Consider the following 19,308-nt stretch of genomic DNA (forward strand, 5'->3'; position numbering starts at 1 on the left):
AACTACAAAGTTTAAATAGTATCGTCACCTAGCTCATGGAAGCATGGCTGCGTCCATAAATCATCTGCGTTGTCGGATCTATCTTGCCTTGGATTGGGTTCCAGTAGTGGGATAGTTCTTCATGCAGACCGAGTTCTTGTGCAGAACGCATCAGCATCGATTGTTGACGATTCTTAACTTGCTGATGTTCAAGCACCATTAGTGCACGAGATTTTTCTTGAATAGACATAATATAGTCCTCTCTTATTTTTTAGTGATATTGGCGAGTTATCCTTTCACTAACTATAGTAACAGGGATTCTGTATCATAAGCTACGAAATTGATTAATTTAATAAAACTTTACATTTTGAAGGTTCTTGATCTGGTATAAATCTCACAAATTCAGCTAAAAAAGCCATTAATTGCCGAAATATAGACTCAGATGGGTTTGGAGTCTGGCGGTGTAAAGGTAAGATTTTTTGGTGGGTTTGGGGAATCCTGGACAAAACGAAGCGGGAGGTGCTGGCAGCAACTTAAGTTATTATCAGAAAAAATATCGTTAACAAAACGCAATAAAAGCGATGACAGTTGTTTATCCGCGTAAATTTCGGAATTCTCTGGGTGCAAGGGATCTGCTGAAAAATATAGTCGGCGATCGCACAATCCATCTAATTACCCTCAACCGCTACCGCTACAGTGAGCAACGCAGTTGTAAAGACCTAACTGAGGTACTTGAACAATTAAACGGACAGCCACGAGAACTAATCAGGGATCTATCCCACCACATCGCCGATGAAGCCCGTCATGCCATGTGGCTGACTGATTTATTGATGGATTTGGGGGCAGATATTGGCAAGCCTCCTGGTACATCGTATATTGATGAATTTGATCGGTTGCTCGACAAAGACGCCTATGATCCTGCTAAGGATCTGGATGATTATCTGATTTCTGCCCTCGCAGCGATCAACGTCACTGAAAAACGGGGTTGTGAGTATTTTTCTGCCCACATTTACGCTCTCAAACAAGCACCGCAAACCGAAGAAAACATTAAAATCAGGGATGCGATCGCCAAAATTTTTCCAGAGGAAGCAGGACACGTCCGCTGGGGTAACCGCTGGCTAGCACAGTTAGCCGATAAAAGCCCAGAACATCGGCAAAAAGTAGAGCAAGCCAAGCAGAAATATGCCGCAATTGAACAAGCAGCATTTGAAGCTGGAATGGATTTCACCCTAGGAGCAGAGCTGCGACGGGTTACCAAGCTCGTAGAAGTGGCAAATACAATGCCCCTTTGGCAACGCCCCCAGTACCTGATGGAACGCTTACCCCATACCTTGTTAGCACCTGAGTTGCAGTTTACTAGGATTCAGGTTGCACAAAAGGTTTGGCAGAAAGATCCACAGGCGTTTATCGAGAAGTTTGTGCCAATGTTCCTTCAAGGCATCCAGAAAAATTAACCCTTGGGAAAAACCTGGACAAAATTGGCGGTTCCAATGCTAGTTGGCGGCTTTGACAATCTCGTTTTCACCCAATATTTTGGGTGATGCTGCCAAAAAGCGTCCGAGTTTACCCATCTAACGAGTAGATTTTGGATCAGGAACCGCTAATGAAAGGATAACTTTAATGAAGCCCAAAAAAACCAGATGCGAAATGGGAGCATCTGGTCTTGGAGGGTAATAAGACTTAGGTTTCTCTGGCATCTCCTTGGAGGATATTTATCGTTAGGTGCAAGCCCTGAGGAGAAAAACCTTTTGTTACAGGAGATAGATAACCTAAGAGGATTTCGTTTTCTAGAACAGTTGATGGTTAAGACCCAAACCTTATCAGGATTACGAACCAGAGTTTTGTAGTTTGAGGCGTTGGTGATGCTGTCGAGATAGGTAATTGGTTTGGTTCGCGTGGCAAAAGCAAGGGTTCACGCTAACTACCTATACAAAAGCTCACTGATGAATTACTCAACGGTTAATCAATTCTGTCGTGCGTTAACTGTTTGTATCTCTGTTAAAGAGGATGAAATACTCAACAATTAATTAATTCTGTCGTGCGTTAACTGTTTGTATCTCTGTTAAAGAGGATGAAATACTCAACAATTAATTAATTCTGTCGTGCGTTAACTGTTTGTATCTCTGTTAAAGAGGATGAAATACTCAACAATTAATTAATTCTGTCGTGCGTTAACTGTTTGTATCTCTGTTAAAGAGGATGAAATACTCAACAATTAATCAATTCTGTCGTGCGTTAACTGTCTGTATTTCTGGAAAGAGAAGTTGTGTATGGTAATTTGATTCCCTTGCTACCAAACAACTAACCCTTCTAGAATTCGCATTACCCTAGGGTTGTTAAATAACAGAATGAGTGTTTCCGAAAGATTCCATTAGCTCTCTGCGGCCGCTACCCCGATGAGGAACTGGCTTGTCTGGTTGGTTAGGTCTAGGTTTAGGTTTTGCAGAGACTAACAGCTGTGAACCAGGGCTGACAAGCAGCAGACGGGATAATTGGCCGAGCATCGCTTCGCAGTTTAAAGCTAAGGAGCCGAACACCAGACTCGATACTAAAAGTGAAATGGCAGCACGCATAGTAGATGTCTATTTTAGAACTCTCCAATTCACTTATACTTAGGTTTTGTATGGGCATCCGGACAATTTTTTAAAAAGTATTGTGCTGTACTGAACAAAAAACAGTTTTATTCTCTATCTAGATGTTCGATTAGAAACCAATTACCAGAGAGGTTCAGGTGTCCCCAGACGGTAATAATTTGTTGATCGACAAGGGCTTGTAATTGCTCATCAATGTGCGATCGCTTAGTCACAATCTGCCAATCGAGGTATTGATATTTAGTTGGTGTTGTGATATGGAATTTGTAATTTTGCCCATCCAAGCGGTGAAAAACCCCTGTAACACAGTCCAATTCGCCCATTGAGTAATCAGACTCAACAATTGATGAGCCTGGGTAATTACCGCTGAGGGGATAAGCTGCTGGGTTGTCTAAATAATAAGATTGCCAGTGTAACCACTCTGGATGATTGGGCGATAAATTAAATAAAGGAATAATTGCGGCTTTTGCGCCATCGCATTTTAATAAAGCCTCTTGCAGCATCCTCACCGCTAAATCCCTTGGCTGGCAGTTTAACTCCACACACAAAGCCGCCGCCATACCCGCTGCTTGACCAATGGCCAAGACTACAGGTTGCAGTCTGGTAGCCCCGTTAGCGATATGGGAGACAGAAATATTCTTCTCACAAACTAACAAACCATCTGTAGTGGCAGGAATTAAACTTCTATAGGGAATTGTAAAGGGAGTCCCAGTCCAACGCCCCCCCCAGCGGATAGATTTTGGTTGCAGTGGGAACTTAACACCAGGATAATGGTGGTCATTGGCGTAGTTACCAACTGCGATCGCATCATCAAAAAGAGATGCTACTCTACCCTCTGGTAATGGTAAAATATCCTGCTCACAAACCGTAGTCAGCCCGATTAAACGGCGGCTTTCCCGGTAATAGGGATGCAGTGCAAAGGCATTAGCAGAAGAAGGAAAAATCCCTTCTGCTAAACCATAGCGCCGACCAAGCTGAGTTTGGATAAAATGGGCAAAGTTTTGGCTATGCCAGCGACATTCTTGGAGAAACTCACCTCTTGATGTCTCCGACTCTAACAAACGCCCTACCCCAACGCCGTAGTCATTGCCACAGATAGGCCAATTAATCATAAATCGATTATCTGGCAAGCGTCCGTAATTTAGAAATTTCTCAGCGCCATAGTCATCCCAAGCACCTGCAAACTGAGATGGATCATAATTAGGAGCAGCGGGAATAACTGGTGCGATATCATCCCCAAAATCTTCCATGATGACTACCCAAGTTGGCGCTTGCACAGGATATTTTTCTGTGAGAGAATTGGGTTTGTCTGGTGCGCTCGGCTCTCCCCATTGCGATGGGCTTCGCCCCAACCTAGGCGATCGCAATTCCCAGCCCCAACGGTAAGGTATTTCTCCTAAAGCCAATAAATCTCCTAACTCTGTACCGTCGAGAATAACCTTAGCGGTGACAGTGAAATCTGCAAAGCGGACACCTGTAATACAGTCTCCCGTCCGCAAAACCTCTAACGGCACTTTTCCCGAAATCCACTGTAAATTGGGCAATTCCCGCACCCAATCGGCGAAAATCTCCGCCCCAATACGCGGATCATAACTAAAAAAGCTCACCCAGCTATTATCTAATCCCCCCGGTTGTCGGCGTCTCAATTCCTGTAAAAACGCACCCCATAACCCCGTCTGAAAGGCTTCTAATTCATTCCCATCCGGTGCAGAAACCCCCGCCGAGGTTAGCATTCCCCCCAACCAAGGAAACTGACTCACAAGGATAGTTTTAGCGCCTCTACGCGCCGCTTGGATAGCCGCAGCAGTCCCGCCAGTACCCCCACCAACAACCAAAACATCGGCTGTATATATCTGATTAACCATAAATAGCGCTTTGTGTGTTTTTGTAATGATTGTTTTTCACCAGCAACAAGCAAGGGGATAAGTTTCTCAACTCGTCCCCTCTTTTTATCCTGCTGTACAAGCATTCTATGCTGGTGTAACCCCAACCCTAGCTAGGGGCGCAGATATTTTTTTAAGCGTTATGCATTATCCATTTGAATGCAATCTGTATATTAACCATAATTCCAGTTGTTCTTGAGATAGCTACTATATTAACGAATGGATGGTTTCGGATATTGCGTTTATATGAGATGTATGGCAAGATCAACATATACCCTACTAGGGTATATCCCACATATGTAAGTTTATTTTTTTCTGAGCTTCTAACTTAAACAAGACGTCAGTAACCCAGCCCTAAAGGGACTGGGCTTGTAAGAGTAATCAAGCAAGCCGTACTGACCAGACCACCCTAAGCCTAGTCAAAGGGTAGCCGTTATTTGAGTCACGACACCCTGGAATGCGTAGCTAGTTCCTTGCTCTGTCGCTTGTGATTAAACAGTTCTAAGGTCACTGGGACAGTGTTGCAAGCCTAACAAGCTCTGATAACTGGTCGTTCGCGAAGCGTCTCCCCTTGGGAGATAGCTAACATTACCCCGAAAGGGAGGCTCTTCGGAGCAACACATTATGCGTACAGAGTTGGGAAATTTGAATCGGTAATTGTCCCGTTGAAAGTACATCACAAAAGTACCCCAAATTTTCTGACTCCAAGGCGGTAATGAAAAAATATTCAAAGCGGTTAAAACCGCTCGTGCCGTTTCCCTCTCAGGGCTAAAGCCGCTGAGTTTCCCACTTACCGTGTATTTTTATGAAATGAACGAACCACGAAGGACGCAAAGAACACGAAGGTAAGAAAAAAGCAGAGGGTTGTCGGATACTTAATTCCGCGTTTTTGCTTGCATTGGGATGCTCCCCCCCTATATTGATTGCAGTAACCACAGCCATGAAGGCCATCATCCCTGGGCAGAATTTGCCTACATAGCCAGTGATGGCTCAAAAACAAGAATCATCTATTAATTGTAGTAACCATAACCATGAAGACCATCATACCTGGGCAAAACTTGCCTGTAGAGTCAGTGATGGCTCAAGAACAGGATTCATTATCTATTAAGCACCTTGAAAGTATCCTCCAGATTGAAGGCTCCCAAGCGCAACTAATAGGAGCAAACGGAGAACAAATTACCATTCCTGACCCAGTTTATCAGGTGTTGCGTCATGTTGTCCACGCAATGGCATCAGGTAAACTGGTGTCTGTAGTCATTCAGGATAAAGAACTGACGACTCAAAAAGCAGCTGATGTTCTCAAAGTATCACGTCCTCACCTGATTAAGTTATTAGACCAAGGTGAAATTCCTTACATTAGAGTGGGAACACATCGACGTGTTCGTTTTGACGATTTGATGAAATATAAGGAACAGCGCGATAGTAAGCGTCGGGAAGGACTTAAGCAATTCACTCAGTTCTTGGAAGCTGAGGGGTTCTATGATGATGAGAGTAGCGAATTAGATCAGTAAAATGGTACTCTCGGTTGTTTTAGATTCCTGTGTCATCTACCCTATGCCTTTGTGTGATACTTTGATGCGTGCTGCTGAGGCAGAGTTATACGAACTCTATTTTTCACAGGAAATTCTAGATGGCGCTACTCGCAACCTTGTAAAAAAGGGGAGAATGACAAATGCCCAGGAATCATACTTTCAAGAACAAATCAAGACAAATTTTCCTGATGCGATGGTAGAAGTACCAGAGTATTTAGTTGCAGCGATGAGGAATGATCCAGGCGATCGCCATGTTGTCGCTGCTGCTATAGTTGCTAAAGCAGAACTCATTGTTACTGCTAATCTCAAAGACTTTCCTTTAGAAGCTTTAGCTCCTTATGATATTGAAGCTTGGCATCCAGACGATTTTTTGATGTACCTTGATGAGCAACATCTAGGAACAATGATTAAAGTTATTTGGCAGCAATCTAATGATCTTAAACGTCCAGCAACTGTTCCTGAGTCCCTTGACAAGTTAGAAAAAAATAATAGAGTACCAAAATTTGCTCGTAGTATTCGTTGCCAGTTTTATGCTGAGGAAATTGTGCGAACCGCCAAACAAGCTTTGAAGAGTCAGTTTGCAAAGAAAGCACCAGAAGGTGGAAGATGCTTTGAGGGTGAACGTTATCGACTCTGGCAAAAAGGCGAAATTTTAACAATTACGGCTAAAGACAACCGTGGTGAGATTCTCAGACTTGAGAATGGCTTAATTGGGGGATATCTATCCTCAGTGGATGTTGAAGCATTCCAAATGTTTGAACAAAGCTTAAAGCAACAATTATAAGAAGCTAAAACAGAGAAATCTGAAACTTTATAAGCTAACCTGAACCGCTAAATGTTACATCTAGTAACGTTGAGTGGAGAAAAAGCAGCGTGAAAGCACAGGTATTTAGAGGCGTTAATCAATTATCCTACGAAGAGATCCCAGTCCCGACGCTGGAACCGGATGAAGTATTGGTACAGGTGCGGGTTGTGGGGTTGTGTCAGTCAGATATTAAAAAAATTCGATATCCACTTTATGAACCGCCGCGCATTTTTGGACATGAAACCGCTGGAGTCATTGCGGCTGTTGGTTCTCAGGTTGTAGGTTGGCAAGAGGGACAACGGGTGGCGGTGATGCACCATATTCCTTGTATGCGTTGTGCCTACTGTCTAAATGATAATTTCTCCATGTGCAATGTGTACAAAAATATCTCCACCACAGCGGGTTTTAACGCCAGTGGCGGCGGTTTTGCTGAGTATGTGAAGGTACCAGGTCATATTGTCCAAAATGGGGGCTTAATTCCCATTCCTGATGATATTAGTTTTGAAGAAGCGAGTTTTGTTGAACCGACTAACTGCTGTTTGAAGGCGGTGAAAAAAGCGCAAATAGCACCGGGACAAACGGTTTTGGTAACTGGCGCGGGGCCGATTGGGTTAATGTTTATGATGTTGGTGAAGTATTTCGGCGGTAAAGCGATCGCCACTGATTTACTCCCATCCAGAATTGAAAAAGCTCTAGAAGTGGGTACAGAAGCGGCTTTTGACGCTCGTGATCCTGATTTAGCCGCCAAAATTCATGCTCTTACTGATGGGATGGGTGTGGATGTCACCTTGTTAGCTGTCCCCAGTGATAAAGCCTTCTTTCAAGCCCTTGACTGCACCCGCAAAGGCGGAAAAATCCTCTTTTTCGCTGAATTTCCCGATGAGTTGACAATTCCCATCAACCCAAATACACTCTACCGTCGGGAGATTGACTTGATGGGCAGTTATAGCTCATCCTATCGGCTTCAGAGTTTATCGGCGGATATTGTCTTTAATCGTCGCATTGATGTATCAGCCTTAATTAGCGATCGCTATCCATTACAAAATTTATCAGCAGCTGTCGAAATGGCGATCGCACCCACACCAGAAACCTACAAAATCTTAATTTATCCCTAAAACCTAGATTATGGGTTGTATAAATTACCCATTACCCATTACTCACCAGTCCAAAAAAAATGCCCTACACCCTAGTTATAGTCGCCATATTAGCCTTCTACGTCGCCTGGAATCTCGGCGCCAACGATGTTGCTAATGCGATGGGAACCTCCGTGGGTTCCAAAGCTGTCACCTTAAAACAGGCACTAATTATTGCTGGGGTATTAGAGTTTAGCGGTGCTATCTTGTTTGGGCAGGGAGTCACAGAAACCCTAGGGACGAAAATTGCCAACCCTGCTTTATTCGCCACTACACCGCAAACATTAGTTATGGGGATGTTAACGGTACTGCTGTCTAGTGGGGTGTGGCTGCAAATTGCCACCTCACGGGGTTTACCTGTATCCTCATCTCATGCAGTAGTCGGTGCGATCACCGGATTTACTTGGGTAGCCTTGGGCGCAAGTGCCATAGATTGGTCATCACTTGGCTTAATCACCATTGGCTGGATTTTAACACCTCTAATGAGTGGGGCGATCGCCGCTTTATTTTACAGTTCCATCAAGGGTTGGATTTTAGAACAACCAAATCCAGTAATCCAGTTACAGGAGTGGATACCCTGGTTAAGCACAATTTTACTGAGTGTATTTGGCATAATTGTTTTACCCACACTCACCCAACCCCTGACAAACTTTTTAATTAACCAACTTGGGTACAACATCCCCCCCCACGACATCCCACTTTTTACAGGTGCAGCAGCAGCCATTGGACTCACCCTCATCAGTTGGCGACAACTAGAAAACAGCAAAATTCCAAATCCCGTTGAAGGATTATTTGGGCGCTTTCAACTGTTGAGTGCTTGCTTTGTCGCCTTTGCTCATGGTTCTAATGATGTCGGAAATGCGATCGCACCCTTAGCTGTGATCGTCTACATCAATCACACTGGTGGCGTACCCGCAGATAATCTTACTATCCCCATCTGGATACTCATCCTTGGTGGTGCCGGCATTGTCGGTGGTTTAGCAGTTTGGGGAAAAAAAGTCATCGCCACCATTGGCGAAAACATCATCTCCTTGCAACCTAGTAGTGGATTCTGTGCCGAAATCGCCACCGCCACCACCATTTTACTAGCCTCTCGCTTAGGTTTACCCGTCTCCACCTCCCACGCCCTTGTTGGCGGTGTAGTTGGTATAGGATTGGTGCAGAATATCAAATCAATTAAATTTTCAACTCTCCAAGGAATCGCCGCCGCCTGGTTAATTACAGTCCCCATCAGCGCCCTCCTCAGTGCCGGTATTTTTACCATCGCCCGGATTTTGTTTCTTTAAGATGAATCTTGAAACCATAAAACTATGCAACGAACGCTTCTAAACAAAGCGGACTTTTGCATAATCGCTGCTCATTCATTTAGAATGTTGTGCAGGGGATGGTAATAGTTTTAATTTCCACAGAAAAATACTTTAAATCCCTATCCGAGATGTAAACTGTCACGCAAGTTACATTCCGCACAAATTTACAGATAGCTTAACAGTTCAGACAATTTGCTTGTAGCAACATACCCATCTGCAAGTCTTTGACAATTAATATCCTCACCAAAATAATATGTATTAATTTTGGGTGGAATTTTTTTGAAGAATAAAAGTTGCACTGGAGAATATTCAGGGGAAACTAGACCGACAGAGTTTTAGTCTGTGATGCTGGAGACAACCCAGCGTAGTAGACAATAGGTAAATTTTACACTTTGTTAACCCCGTATTCAGCGGGCCAGAATTACGTTGAAACGCGTAAGTCCTGTTAAAATTTCTGTTTTATCTGACAAAATACAGGAAATTTAGTATGAGCGCCGAGCCACTGTATGGGAAGCAACTTTATCGTCAAGGTGTTAGAGGTTAAAAAATGATGGGGCGATTTGAGAAGCGACCAGAAAACCCACGAGTCAGAGGCGACCTATCCAGAGCAGCAGAAAATGCCCTCTGGGCTGTAGTTGAAGATTTGGAAAATCTCTCTTCAAACGTGCTGAGGTCGTTGCAGGAAGACGTAAAACGGTTAGAAATAGACAAAAACCGTTTAGCTGATGACATTCAACGGCTTTTAGAGGAAAGAGACAAGCTACAGCAGACGCGGCAAATTACTGAACAGCAAGTGTTAATTCGTCAGCTAGCAGAAGTTTTAGCCAAGCACATCTCGAATCAACTGCAATCCTCACTAACAACTTTAGCAACCCAAGCAATTGAGGGTGAATCCTACGGACGAACTGCTCTCAAGTCCGCTGAAGTAAACAACAATGTCAAGGGCGAGATCAATGAGAATGTCGGACAAATGCTTGACACTCTCGATGATACCGTTACCATCACCTTTAACTCATTGCAACAGGAGCTAAAAAACTATCAAAGTAGTCTTTCCCAACAGCTGTCCCGGATGTATGACCAACAACAGCAAGGGGAAGCAATATTGGCTGAGTTTGTCAATCGCCTACATGGAGAACTGGAAAAAACCACAGAAGCAAAACCCTTACAAGCTCCAACAACACCAACTGTATTGCAACTAATTGACCCACGAGAAAAAAGCTTCTTTGAGGCATCCACAACGAGAAACGGTACTGAGCCAATTTCTCTCATCCCCAAGGAATTACCAAAGGGCGAAACTATATCCGAGCCTCCTCTTAGTTTAGCGCCACCCCAAGAAAACACCGCCGAGCCAATTTCTCTCATCCCAGACTTGTCAGAGAGCGAAACTATATCAATACCCCAGGAAAAAACCCCGGAGCCAGTTTCTGTTCTCATCCCAGACTTGTCAGAGAGCCAAACTATATCAATACCCCAGGAAAAAACCCCGGAGCCATTTTCTGCGCTCATCCCAGACTTGTCAGAGAGCCAAACTATATCAATACCCCAGGAAAAAACCCCGGAGCCAGTTTCTGTTCTCATCCCAGACTTGTCAGAGAGCCAAACTATATCAATACCCCAGGAAAAAACCCCGGAGCCAGTTTCTGTTCTCATCCCAGACTTGTCAGAGAGTACAGATACATCAATACCTCCTGCTGTATCAATACCCAAGCCCCTAGCAAGGGAAAAGACCCCAGAGCCAATTTCTGTCCTCAGACCGGATTTGTCAACTACATCAAAGCTTCCAGCTGTATCACCATCAAAGCATGGTGCAACCCCCCGACGCCGACCATCCCGTAGTTCCCCAAACTGGTCGCCGATTCAGGTGGGTTTTTTGTTGGTTGTGTTGTCAACGGTGGTGTCGTCACTTTACAACGTAGCTGTTAAGGCAATTTTCCAAACAGGTTCTGATGTTTTCGCAGGGTTAGAACCGACTGTAGGCAATATTCTCTTAGTTTTGATGCTGCGATTACTTGTGGTTGTACCGCTGATGTTGCTTTTGGCTCCGATACTACATCCACCAGTTTGGGAAGACTTGCAAAATCTCTTTGATTCAAAACGCAGAAATGCTAATCCTGATCGTGCAGCGATACAACGAGTTTTGCTGTTGTCCATTGTCAGTGGTTGCTTTTTGTTTTTGTCTCAGGTGCTGATATACATGGCCATTGGTGAAGTAGCGACTGGGATGGCGATCGCACTTTTCTTTATCTATCCTTTGATTAGCGCCCTCTTATCGTGGTTTCTGTTTCGCTCACGCCCTAATTTATGGGGCTTCGGTGCGATCGCCTCGATTTTTTGCGGTGAATTGCTAGTTTTGGCCAGTTCTCCCAACATCGGTAATACCTCGGTCGGAAGTACCACCGCCATATTTTCTGGCATGGCCTTTGCTGTCTATGTGATTCTGACGCGATTGTGCTCTGACAAACTTCACCCAGTATCTTTTACATTAATTAACTTCGCTACCATGTTGCTCTGTAGCTTTATCTGTTTATTAATACCTTTACCCAGTAGTTGGAGTTTAGACATTGACACCTCTAGATTACTGGAACTGATTTTAAGTGCTTTTATGTTGGGTGTACTGACTCTCTGCGGCTACTTATTCAATAATTTTGGCATTCGCCAACTAGGTGCATCGCGGTCAGCCATCATTGGTGCCTCCGTCCCAGTCTTAACCGTGATTTTTGCCGGATTGATGATTCAGGAAGCCTTGGATATTGTCCAGGTTTTGGGCGTATTACTAGTCACTTTTGGCGCGGCTGCTTTCAGCTTTGAAAAAATGCGGAATCAGGTTAAACCTTCTAGTTCCCCTAATTAAATGTCGAGTATTAATCAGCCTAAACATGGTGACTTCCACCAATAGCACTTTCTAGCTCAATGAATGCACCCGCTCCTCATACCATTTTGGATTCTAGACTGTGGATGGTGCAAGAGCTAGAGCAATTCAGCAGCAGGGATATTGCAAGTTTTGATCAGATAAATGAATCTTTTTAACTGGATAGTTATTTTCGCCATGGTGCACTAGTGAATCAGCTTTTGTGATCTCCAACTGTTGCCACCATTTTTGAGCCTAGGGATAGGGGGCATTGTTATGCCTCAGAGAGTGGAGCAAGCGCTAACACCCCGTCGGGGTGAGACCCTGCTAACTTTAATCAGGAGATATATGTTTATATTTTTGGAAACCATAACTGATCAAAATGCTGCTAAATATATGGAAACTTTCATATCTGAAATTCAGGTATTTAAGAAAGAACACTGTATAAAATTTCAGCACTAGACAAAAAAAACCATGTCACCACGAGTCAACGGATTGTCCAGAAGGCAATTGAGGAGGACAAAAACTCCTAGCACCATAGAAAATTACGGAGGATTACCTGTCAAGGCAACTCTCGCCACAAAACAAAGTCTGCCAATGTGCCAGAAAATACGTGAAATTCACAATTTTGCCAACCAAAAATTCCCCAGTTAATGCATAATGAATAACTTGGAGTAAGAACATCGCCGTGAATTGGGTGTATACTGCTTAATTTAATTTGGCTCTCAACATCGTAAACATGCTATTCAACTGACTGCAATATGACTAACGACATAGATCTGATCAAGCGTCTTAGCCCCAGTGCGATGGATCAGATCATGCTTTATCTGGCTTTTAGTGCCATGCGGACTAGTGGGCACAGGCATGGGGCATTTTTAGACGCCGCCGCAACAGCAGCCAAATGTGCAATTTACATGACCTATCTGGAACAGGGACAAAACCTGCGAATGACAGGGCATTTGCACCACCTTGAGCCGAAGCGAGTAAAAATCATTGTCGAGGAAGTCAGACTAGCCCTAACTGAGGGCAAATTGCTGAAGATGCTGGGTTCTCAAGAACCTCGCTATCTGATTCAATTACCTTATGTCTGGATCGAAAAATATCCTTGGCAACCGGGGCGCAGCCGCGTTCCTGGTACAAGTCTGACAAGTGAAGAAAAAAGACAAATTGAGCAGAAGCTACCAAATAATCTGCCTGATGCCCAGTTAGTCTCCTCATTTGAGTTTCTGGAGTTGATTGAGTTTCTGCACAAGCGATCGCAAGAGGAATTGCCATCTCACCATCAGATGCCTTTGAGCGAAGCCTTAGCAGAGCATATCAAGCGCCGTCTCCTATACTCAGGAACAGTCACACGCATTGATTCTCCTTGGGGAATGCCCTTCTACGCTCTTACCCGTCCTTTTTATGCCCCAGCAGATGACCAAGAGCGTACTTACATTATGGTGGAAGATACCGCTCGGTATTTCCGCATCATGAAAGATTGGGCAGAGCGACGACCAAATGCTATGCGCTTGCTGGAAGAACTGGATATCCCCGCCGAACGCATGGAGCAGGCTAAGGAAGAGTTAGATGACATTATCCGCACTTGGGCAGATAAATATCACCAAGACGGTGGCATCCCCATGATTTTACAGACCGTTTTCGGTAAAAAAGACGACTGATAAATCAAAAGTCAGAAGATTGCTTCTGACTTTTGGGTGAAAGTAGACAAATTTCTACCAAGTATTTGCGCCCAAACCCCCTGAATTTTACTTAGTGAAAGGCGCAAATGCCTTTAATAGCGGTGATTAATTGCCAGGATTTGCGGGAATTGGCTGAGTTTCAAAAGTGGGACTAAATCCCGTCGGCACTCTAGATGGCGGTGTAGATGAAGTCCCAAGCGCACTGGCTCGTTCACTGGCATCAATACAAGTATCCAGCGCCTGAGTGGGGGCTAAGTCGATTTCTTTCCGCAAGCCAACTACACACTGAGCAAAAGTCACAGGTAGTAAACTGCGACCACAGTATCTTAAAACGTCTGGGTTAACTTGATTTTGCGTATTTTTGCTGATACCAACAACACAGGAAGCTAACTCTTTGGGACGGCGGGCTTGTCTACAGGGAGAAAACGCCTCCGCAGGGTCAATTTGTGTCTCCTTCTTAATTGTAGCCACGCAACTCGATAAGTCCCGTGGACGCAATGCCGTTGCACAACCAGTAGAAGCCGCTTGTGCGGTTACACCTACACTCAGAAGTTGAGCAGCACAGACACGGTAATCATTGTAATAGGAATCAGTAACAGCCATACTGGGTAAGACATTTGCTAACAATCCAGCGATCGCCACAACTGGTACTGTCAAAATCCCGTAGGCAGTTCTGCCTTGTTTGTTCCTAACTCTGCTAATCTCTTTTTCGCTCCGTAACATAGCTATTCTCCAAACACCCAAGGTAATGCTAACTCAAATCTGCGAAAACGCCGCTCTAATCAAGCAAATTTCAGCGTTAGCATTATTTTTGGGCTAGGCGATCAAATAGATATGTCAATTTTTGTTGATATAGACTATAATAGTAAATTGGTGGCAAAAAAAACTTCAGGCAGAAAGAACAATTAATTGGGGTCTTAGACTCCAACCAATTGAAGACTACTGAATCTGCTATTTAGTAGGGGTCTTAAACCCAAATGGACAAGGTACAAAGACATTCTTCATGAAAATCTTTTCTTCTGTCTACTGCCTCCTACCTTGTCTGAAAAGCAGATAAACCAAAAATCGCCTAACGAATAGTTGGGTGAATTTTGAAATTGTCGATCTGGTTAATTTTAGAATTAGATTAAGGAAACTCATGTCCCGATATAGAGGGCCACGCCTCAGAATTGTACGTCGCCTGGGTGAATTACCAGGATTATCTCGGAAAAGCCCCAGACGCGCTTATCCACCAGGTCAGCATGGCCAGAACCGCAAGAAGCGCTCTGAGTATGCCATCCGTCTAGAAGAAAAGCAAAAACTCCGCTTCAACTACGGTTTGACTGAAAAGCAACTGCTACGCTATGTACGGAAAGCCAGACGTGTGGCTGGTTCTACCGGACAGGTATTGCTGCAATTACTAGAAATGCGTCTGGATAATACCGTTTTCCGGATGGGTATAGCTCCCACCATTCCAGCAGCTCGTCAACTGGTGAATCACGGTCACATAACTGTGAACGGTCGAATAGTGAATATTGCTAGCTATCAGTGCCGTGCTGGTGAAGAAATTGCTGTCAAGAATAAGGAAGGATCACGGAAGTTGGTGGAAGCTAACTTGCAATATCCCGGTTTAGCCAACATCCCCAATCATTTGGAGTTTGACAAAACCAAGCTGGTTGGTAAAGTCAACAGCTTAATTGAGCGGGAATGGGTAGCACTACAAGTCAATGAACTACTCGTGGTGGAATACTACTCACGTCAGGCTTAGTCATTAGTCCTTAGTCATTAGTCCTTAGTCATTAGTTAAGGATTAATGACCAATGACTAACCCCCAATTTGCGACATGGTACGGGTGTATGTGCCGACAGTACCAGAGTCGCGTTGTTTAAAGTTAATTTCTGCCTTGATTGTTAGTACTTGCCTCACCTGCTCTCGCAATTCGGCGGTACTGATGCCGGCACGCAAAGAAGTTTTTAAGTCAATTTGCCCAGTTTCATTCAATAAACAGGGACGCAGCCAGCCATCGGCACTAAGACGCATCCGATTACAGCGATCGCAAAAACATTCTGACATCTGGCTAATAAATCCCAATGTCCCTTTGGCTCCGGGAATCTGAAAGACATCAGCGGGCCCGTTACCACAGATATGTGATTCTGTCAATCCCCAGCGCTCGCGGATGCTTTGTCGTAAATCGGCTGAAGATACCCAACCGCGATCGCCAAATAACTGGGAATTGCCAATCGGCATAAACTCAATAAACCGGACGTGCCATTGCTTGTCAATGGTCAGGGCAGCTAAATCCAGCACTTCGTGGTCATTGACACCGGGAATCACCACTACATTCAGCTTCAACGGGTCAAATCCCACACGATAGGCGGCTTGAATTCCCTGCCAAACTTGTTGCCAACGCCCACGTCCGTGATTACCAATAATTTGCTCAAAGGTGTCTGGATCGAGAGAATCTAGGCTAATATTAATCCGCCGCAAACCTGCATCATAGAGATTTTGCGCCATTGGGGCTAGTAAAAACCCGTTGGTGGTCATTGAGATATCTTGAGTTTGTCTGAGAGATGCGATCGCATGAACCAACTGCGGTACACGGGGACGTAACAGCGGTTCCCCCCCCGTCAAGCGAAAGCGGGTAAAACCAAGAGGGATAAACACGTATTGCAACAGGGTTAAGAGTTCCTCATCAGTTAACAATTGTTGCTTGAGGATATAGTCTAGTTCTGCCCCCTCAGGCATACAGTACTGACAACGAAAATTGCAGCGATCAATTAAACTAATTCGGAGGTAATCTACCTGGTTCATGGCTTTATAATTCTTTTATGGTCTTGACTTAGAAGATGCAGTTTTTGTCAAGCCGGAAATGCAGAGTCTAAATTGTAGCTACTTTGTTTTAAGGTAACGTGAAATTAAATTTGCTGAAAATTGCAGCAGATAGAAAATTCTCATTTATAATATTCACCTGCTTATTGCTGCAAATGCTGTCAACAATTTAAGTATACAGATTGTGTGATAATAAGCCGATCGCACACACCAACCAGCTATCCATCGTGCAAGATACCGAATCTATCAATGACATTGCTGCTGCACTGCAACAGCCAGCCGATTTAACCTTTGAACTGCCCGACCCCGAAGATGAACTGATTCTGGAGTCAGATTTTCAACAGCAGCTGGATGTAGCTTGGCAGGTATGCGATCGCTTTGATTTACAAACCGAAATCTGGCGGGGGCGAATTTTACGCGCTATCCGTGACAGAGAGAAAAAAGGCGGAGACGGACGCGGTACCGGCTTTCTGCGATGGCTGAAGGAACGGGAAATCAGTAAAAGTCAAGCTTATGCCTGGATTCAACTGGCAAACAGTGCTGATACCTTGATTGAAGATGGCAAACTTGACCCTGATGCAGTAAATAATTTTAGCAAACGTGCCTTTGTCGAAACCGCCAAAGCTTCCCCAGAAGTACAACAGATGGTGAGTGAAGCTGCCCAAAAAGGCGATCGCATCACGCGCCGAGAAGTGCGACAACTCAGCGACGAATGGACAGCTATGTCCTCAGATTTGCTACCTGAACCAGTTAGGGCAAAAGCGGCAGATAATACCCTGCCCCCGCGCTACATTGCCCCTCTGGTGAAAGAAATGGAAAAACTACCAGAACTGCACCAAAAGTCCATACAAAAGGAAATTTCCGCCAATCCTGATATTGATACTTTAAAACAAGCAACCACAGAAGCCCGTAACCTGGGAAAATATCTCAAATCTGCCGCCCAAGTCCAAGCCCTCACCCAAGCAGAGGTGGACATCGAAACAGCCCTAGAAGAAGCGCAACGAGTGGGTTGTTTGAGTATTGCCGCTGACTTGGTAAATCAAGCCTCGCAAATAGAACAGACAATTGCCAAGTTATACATGACTTGGAAGCGTATCGGCAATTTAGCAGACCGATTGTACGTTGATACTGGTGCGAGTACACCCAATTTGCGATCGCTTCTGAGTTGCCTAGAACCCCTCGGCGGTGAAATCATGGAACTGCAACTTAGCGGTGCTACTGAACACACAGTCCGCTTGCAAATCCAAGAAACTAATTAGGCATGGGGAATTGGGGATTATTCGCCTTGGGAAAAACCTGGACAAAATTGGTAAGCCAACGCTTTTTGGCGGTTTTTACAATCTCGTTTTCAGACAATATCTTGGGTGATGCCTCGCTGCGCACCGAGTTTAGGCATCTGACGAGTAGATTTTGGCTCAGGAACCGCCAATGAAAGGATAACTTTAATGAAGCCCCCGCTTCCTTCGGGGACGCCATAATCTTTTTAACCGCATCCCCAGATAACGACGACGCAAATAACGCCGATATCGCTGTGCTACTTCTTTACCCACCAGCAACAGTCCCAACCAAAACGTCAGTTCAGCAACAACTAACATTACAGGTATTAAGAAGGCTTTTTGGGTGATAGAAATCGGCAGGAATGGCACAACAAAGGGAACTATCAGCCAAGGTGAAAATGAGAGAATAATTAAAACCAAACCCAGCTTTTGCATATTTTCTGTTTATGACAGAATCTGAGTTTAGTGTTTTTATATGGTTGGCTGGAGTGGCTTAACTTACACTTAAACTTGTAATATTAGCGATCGCACAAATAAAATATTAATTAATCTTATTCATCACCAAAATCAGGCTCAACACCAAGGGCGCGTAATTGTTCCGCTAATCGTTCCGTCCGTCGTCTTTCTTGCTCTACTTGTTTTCTTTCCCGCTCTTGGGGTGTGAGAATCCAGTTACCGAGGTCATCATACCATCGCAGCCATTGCCGCTCAATGCCCTGATAGAGACCTTCCCAGAGTCCTAAACCTAGCTGAATGTCATTTATCCACACCCGCACTTGAGTGACTTCTAACTCTGTATAACTACCACCCTGCAACTGAAAAGCTCTTAATTGGTCAGTGTAGCGGTCAAAAACTATGTAATAAGGCACTCTTAAAACTCGTTCATAGACCAACCACTTAGTCGGGGGAAGACTTGCATCGCGCAGAGTTTGCCCCAAATCTTCTTTTTCTGTCCCTGGTGAAAGGAATTCTACTACTACGAAAGGATCAACCCCTTCTTGCCAAACTACATAACTCAATCGTAATTCCTGTTGCTCATATAACCTGGATACACCAACAACAGCAAACCAATCAGGGCGTTTATACCAGAGGGGATGACGCACATCATAGTAAAGATTTAAATCTGTGGCGACGAATATCTGATTTTCTGGATAGTTAGGAGGGGAAAAGGTTTCCCGTAGTAGCTGGGGTTGTAAAACATGAAATTCGTCAGGCAAACCGGGTTCCTCTGGATCTTCGCTGGGGAGGTCATACATTGTAGGTAGGAATTCCTTGGGAGGACGCGGCGGGTCGGTTTGATACATGGCTAGTGGAAGATATGTCAACTTGATATTATTTTGGCAGAAATGATTGTTGTATATGGGTGAAAGTAAACAACTTTATTTAGTAGTGCATCCTATTGGCAGAAAATATCACTAAATAACTAACTTTATTCACTTAATTGAATGATAAAAAACCTGCCT

General features: G+C 44.3%; 16 protein-coding genes. 9 read left to right on the forward strand and 7 right to left on the reverse strand.

What is annotated here, in order from left to right; translation table 11 throughout:
• Nucleotides 1-28: 28 nt before the first annotated feature.
• On the reverse strand, nt 29-229 hold the full coding sequence (locus H6G32_RS02485) for a hypothetical protein (RefSeq protein ID WP_190454258.1): 201 nt from the start codon (nt 227-229) through the stop codon (nt 29-31).
• A gap of 331 nt (nt 230-560) precedes the next feature.
• On the opposite strand from H6G32_RS02485, the gene H6G32_RS02490 reads away from it, so the two are divergent.
• On the forward strand, nt 561-1,433 hold the full coding sequence (locus H6G32_RS02490; RefSeq protein WP_190454260.1) for a ferritin-like domain-containing protein: 873 nt from the start codon (nt 561-563) through the stop codon (nt 1,431-1,433).
• Between the two features lie 882 nt (nt 1,434-2,315).
• Here the strand turns inward: H6G32_RS02490 and patX are convergent.
• Nucleotides 2,316-2,552, reverse strand: coding sequence for a heterocyst-inhibiting protein PatX (gene patX / locus H6G32_RS26615; protein ID WP_242046474.1), 237 nt, complete (start codon nt 2,550-2,552; stop codon nt 2,316-2,318).
• 107 nt (nt 2,553-2,659) lie between these two features.
• Nucleotides 2,660-4,435: an FAD-dependent oxidoreductase gene (locus tag H6G32_RS02495; protein ID WP_190454264.1), complete on the reverse strand. Its 1,776-nt coding sequence runs from the start codon at nt 4,433-4,435 to the stop codon at nt 2,660-2,662.
• A gap of 1,049 nt (nt 4,436-5,484) precedes the next feature.
• On the opposite strand from H6G32_RS02495, the gene H6G32_RS02500 reads away from it, so the two are divergent.
• The 6 genes from H6G32_RS02500 (at nt 5,485) to hetR (ending at nt 13,739) form a co-directional block, all read left to right on the forward strand.
• Nucleotides 5,485-5,964, forward strand: coding sequence for a helix-turn-helix domain-containing protein (locus H6G32_RS02500; protein ID WP_242046475.1), 480 nt, complete (start codon nt 5,485-5,487; stop codon nt 5,962-5,964).
• A 1-nt stretch (nt 5,965) separates the two neighbouring features.
• Nucleotides 5,966-6,769 carry a PIN domain-containing protein gene (locus tag H6G32_RS02505; RefSeq protein WP_190454266.1) on the forward strand — a complete coding sequence of 268 codons (804 nt, stop codon included), beginning with the start codon at nt 5,966-5,968 and terminating at the stop codon, nt 6,767-6,769.
• Nucleotides 6,770-6,858: 89 nt separating this feature from the next.
• Nucleotides 6,859-7,905 carry a zinc-dependent dehydrogenase gene (locus H6G32_RS02510; RefSeq protein ID WP_190454269.1) on the forward strand — a complete coding sequence of 349 codons (1,047 nt, stop codon included), beginning with the start codon at nt 6,859-6,861 and terminating at the stop codon, nt 7,903-7,905.
• 59 nt (nt 7,906-7,964) lie between these two features.
• Nucleotides 7,965-9,209, forward strand: coding sequence for an inorganic phosphate transporter (locus H6G32_RS02515; RefSeq protein ID WP_190454272.1), 1,245 nt, complete (start codon nt 7,965-7,967; stop codon nt 9,207-9,209).
• A 571-nt stretch (nt 9,210-9,780) separates the two neighbouring features.
• A complete protein-coding gene (locus tag H6G32_RS02520) occupies nt 9,781-12,081 on the forward strand; it encodes an EamA family transporter (RefSeq protein WP_190454505.1) in 2,301 nt (766 codons plus the stop codon).
• 758 nt (nt 12,082-12,839) lie between these two features.
• A complete protein-coding gene (hetR, locus tag H6G32_RS02525; RefSeq protein ID WP_190454275.1) occupies nt 12,840-13,739 on the forward strand; it encodes a heterocyst differentiation master regulator HetR in 900 nt (299 codons plus the stop codon).
• Nucleotides 13,740-13,865: 126 nt separating this feature from the next.
• Here hetR and H6G32_RS02530 read toward each other — a convergent pair whose 3' ends face one another.
• Entirely contained in the window at nt 13,866-14,483 is a 618-nt protein-coding gene (locus H6G32_RS02530) for a hypothetical protein (protein WP_190454278.1), read from the reverse strand.
• A 415-nt stretch (nt 14,484-14,898) separates the two neighbouring features.
• Between H6G32_RS02530 and rpsD the strand changes: the two genes are divergently transcribed.
• A complete protein-coding gene (gene rpsD / locus H6G32_RS02535) occupies nt 14,899-15,507 on the forward strand; it encodes a 30S ribosomal protein S4 (RefSeq protein WP_015206287.1) in 609 nt (202 codons plus the stop codon).
• A 56-nt stretch (nt 15,508-15,563) separates the two neighbouring features.
• On the opposite strand, the gene moaA is transcribed toward rpsD, so the two are convergent.
• Entirely contained in the window at nt 15,564-16,550 is a 987-nt protein-coding gene (gene moaA / locus H6G32_RS02540; RefSeq protein WP_190454281.1) for a GTP 3',8-cyclase MoaA, read from the reverse strand.
• Nucleotides 16,551-16,795: 245 nt separating this feature from the next.
• On the opposite strand from moaA, the gene H6G32_RS02545 reads away from it, so the two are divergent.
• Complete coding sequence (locus H6G32_RS02545) at nt 16,796-17,827, forward strand: hypothetical protein (RefSeq protein ID WP_190454284.1); 1,032 nt, start codon at nt 16,796-16,798, stop codon at nt 17,825-17,827.
• Between the two features lie 183 nt (nt 17,828-18,010).
• Here H6G32_RS02545 and H6G32_RS02550 read toward each other — a convergent pair whose 3' ends face one another.
• A complete protein-coding gene (locus tag H6G32_RS02550; RefSeq protein WP_190454287.1) occupies nt 18,011-18,280 on the reverse strand; it encodes a transporter suffix domain-containing protein in 270 nt (89 codons plus the stop codon).
• A 116-nt stretch (nt 18,281-18,396) separates the two neighbouring features.
• Nucleotides 18,397-19,149 (reverse strand): Uma2 family endonuclease, encoded by a 753-nt coding sequence (locus H6G32_RS02555; protein ID WP_190454509.1) that lies wholly within the window; start codon nt 19,147-19,149, stop codon nt 18,397-18,399.
• Nucleotides 19,150-19,308 lie beyond the last annotated feature (159 nt).

The sequence above is a fragment of the Cylindrospermum sp. FACHB-282 genome (assembly GCF_014697195.1).
In the GTDB taxonomy this organism is placed as follows: domain Bacteria; phylum Cyanobacteriota; class Cyanobacteriia; order Cyanobacteriales; family Nostocaceae; genus Cylindrospermum.

What these genes read in the sequence shown, in the direction of transcription:
- patX (WP_242046474.1), bottom strand. Translation starts at nt 2,552, where the DNA reads ATGCGTGCTGCCATTTCACTTTTAGTATCGAGTCTGGTGTTCGGCTCC.
- H6G32_RS02495 (WP_190454264.1), bottom strand. Translation starts at nt 4,435, where the DNA reads ATGGTTAATCAGATATATACAGCCGATGTTTTGGTTGTTGGTGGGGGT.
- H6G32_RS02555 (WP_190454509.1), bottom strand. Translation starts at nt 19,149, where the DNA reads ATGTATCAAACCGACCCGCCGCGTCCTCCCAAGGAATTCCTACCTACA.
- H6G32_RS02505 (WP_190454266.1), top strand. Translation starts at nt 5,966, where the DNA reads ATGGTACTCTCGGTTGTTTTAGATTCCTGTGTCATCTACCCTATGCCT.
- H6G32_RS02515 (WP_190454272.1), top strand. Translation starts at nt 7,965, where the DNA reads ATGCCCTACACCCTAGTTATAGTCGCCATATTAGCCTTCTACGTCGCC.
- hetR (WP_190454275.1), top strand. Translation starts at nt 12,840, where the DNA reads ATGACTAACGACATAGATCTGATCAAGCGTCTTAGCCCCAGTGCGATG.
- H6G32_RS02530 (WP_190454278.1), bottom strand. Translation starts at nt 14,483, where the DNA reads ATGTTACGGAGCGAAAAAGAGATTAGCAGAGTTAGGAACAAACAAGGC.
- H6G32_RS02485 (WP_190454258.1), bottom strand. Translation starts at nt 229, where the DNA reads ATGTCTATTCAAGAAAAATCTCGTGCACTAATGGTGCTTGAACATCAG.
- moaA (WP_190454281.1), bottom strand. Translation starts at nt 16,550, where the DNA reads ATGAACCAGGTAGATTACCTCCGAATTAGTTTAATTGATCGCTGCAAT.
- H6G32_RS02500 (WP_242046475.1), top strand. Translation starts at nt 5,485, where the DNA reads ATGAAGACCATCATACCTGGGCAAAACTTGCCTGTAGAGTCAGTGATG.
- H6G32_RS02490 (WP_190454260.1), top strand. Translation starts at nt 561, where the DNA reads ATGACAGTTGTTTATCCGCGTAAATTTCGGAATTCTCTGGGTGCAAGG.
- H6G32_RS02520 (WP_190454505.1), top strand. Translation starts at nt 9,781, where the DNA reads ATGGGGCGATTTGAGAAGCGACCAGAAAACCCACGAGTCAGAGGCGAC.
- H6G32_RS02550 (WP_190454287.1), bottom strand. Translation starts at nt 18,280, where the DNA reads ATGCAAAAGCTGGGTTTGGTTTTAATTATTCTCTCATTTTCACCTTGG.
- rpsD (WP_015206287.1), top strand. Translation starts at nt 14,899, where the DNA reads ATGTCCCGATATAGAGGGCCACGCCTCAGAATTGTACGTCGCCTGGGT.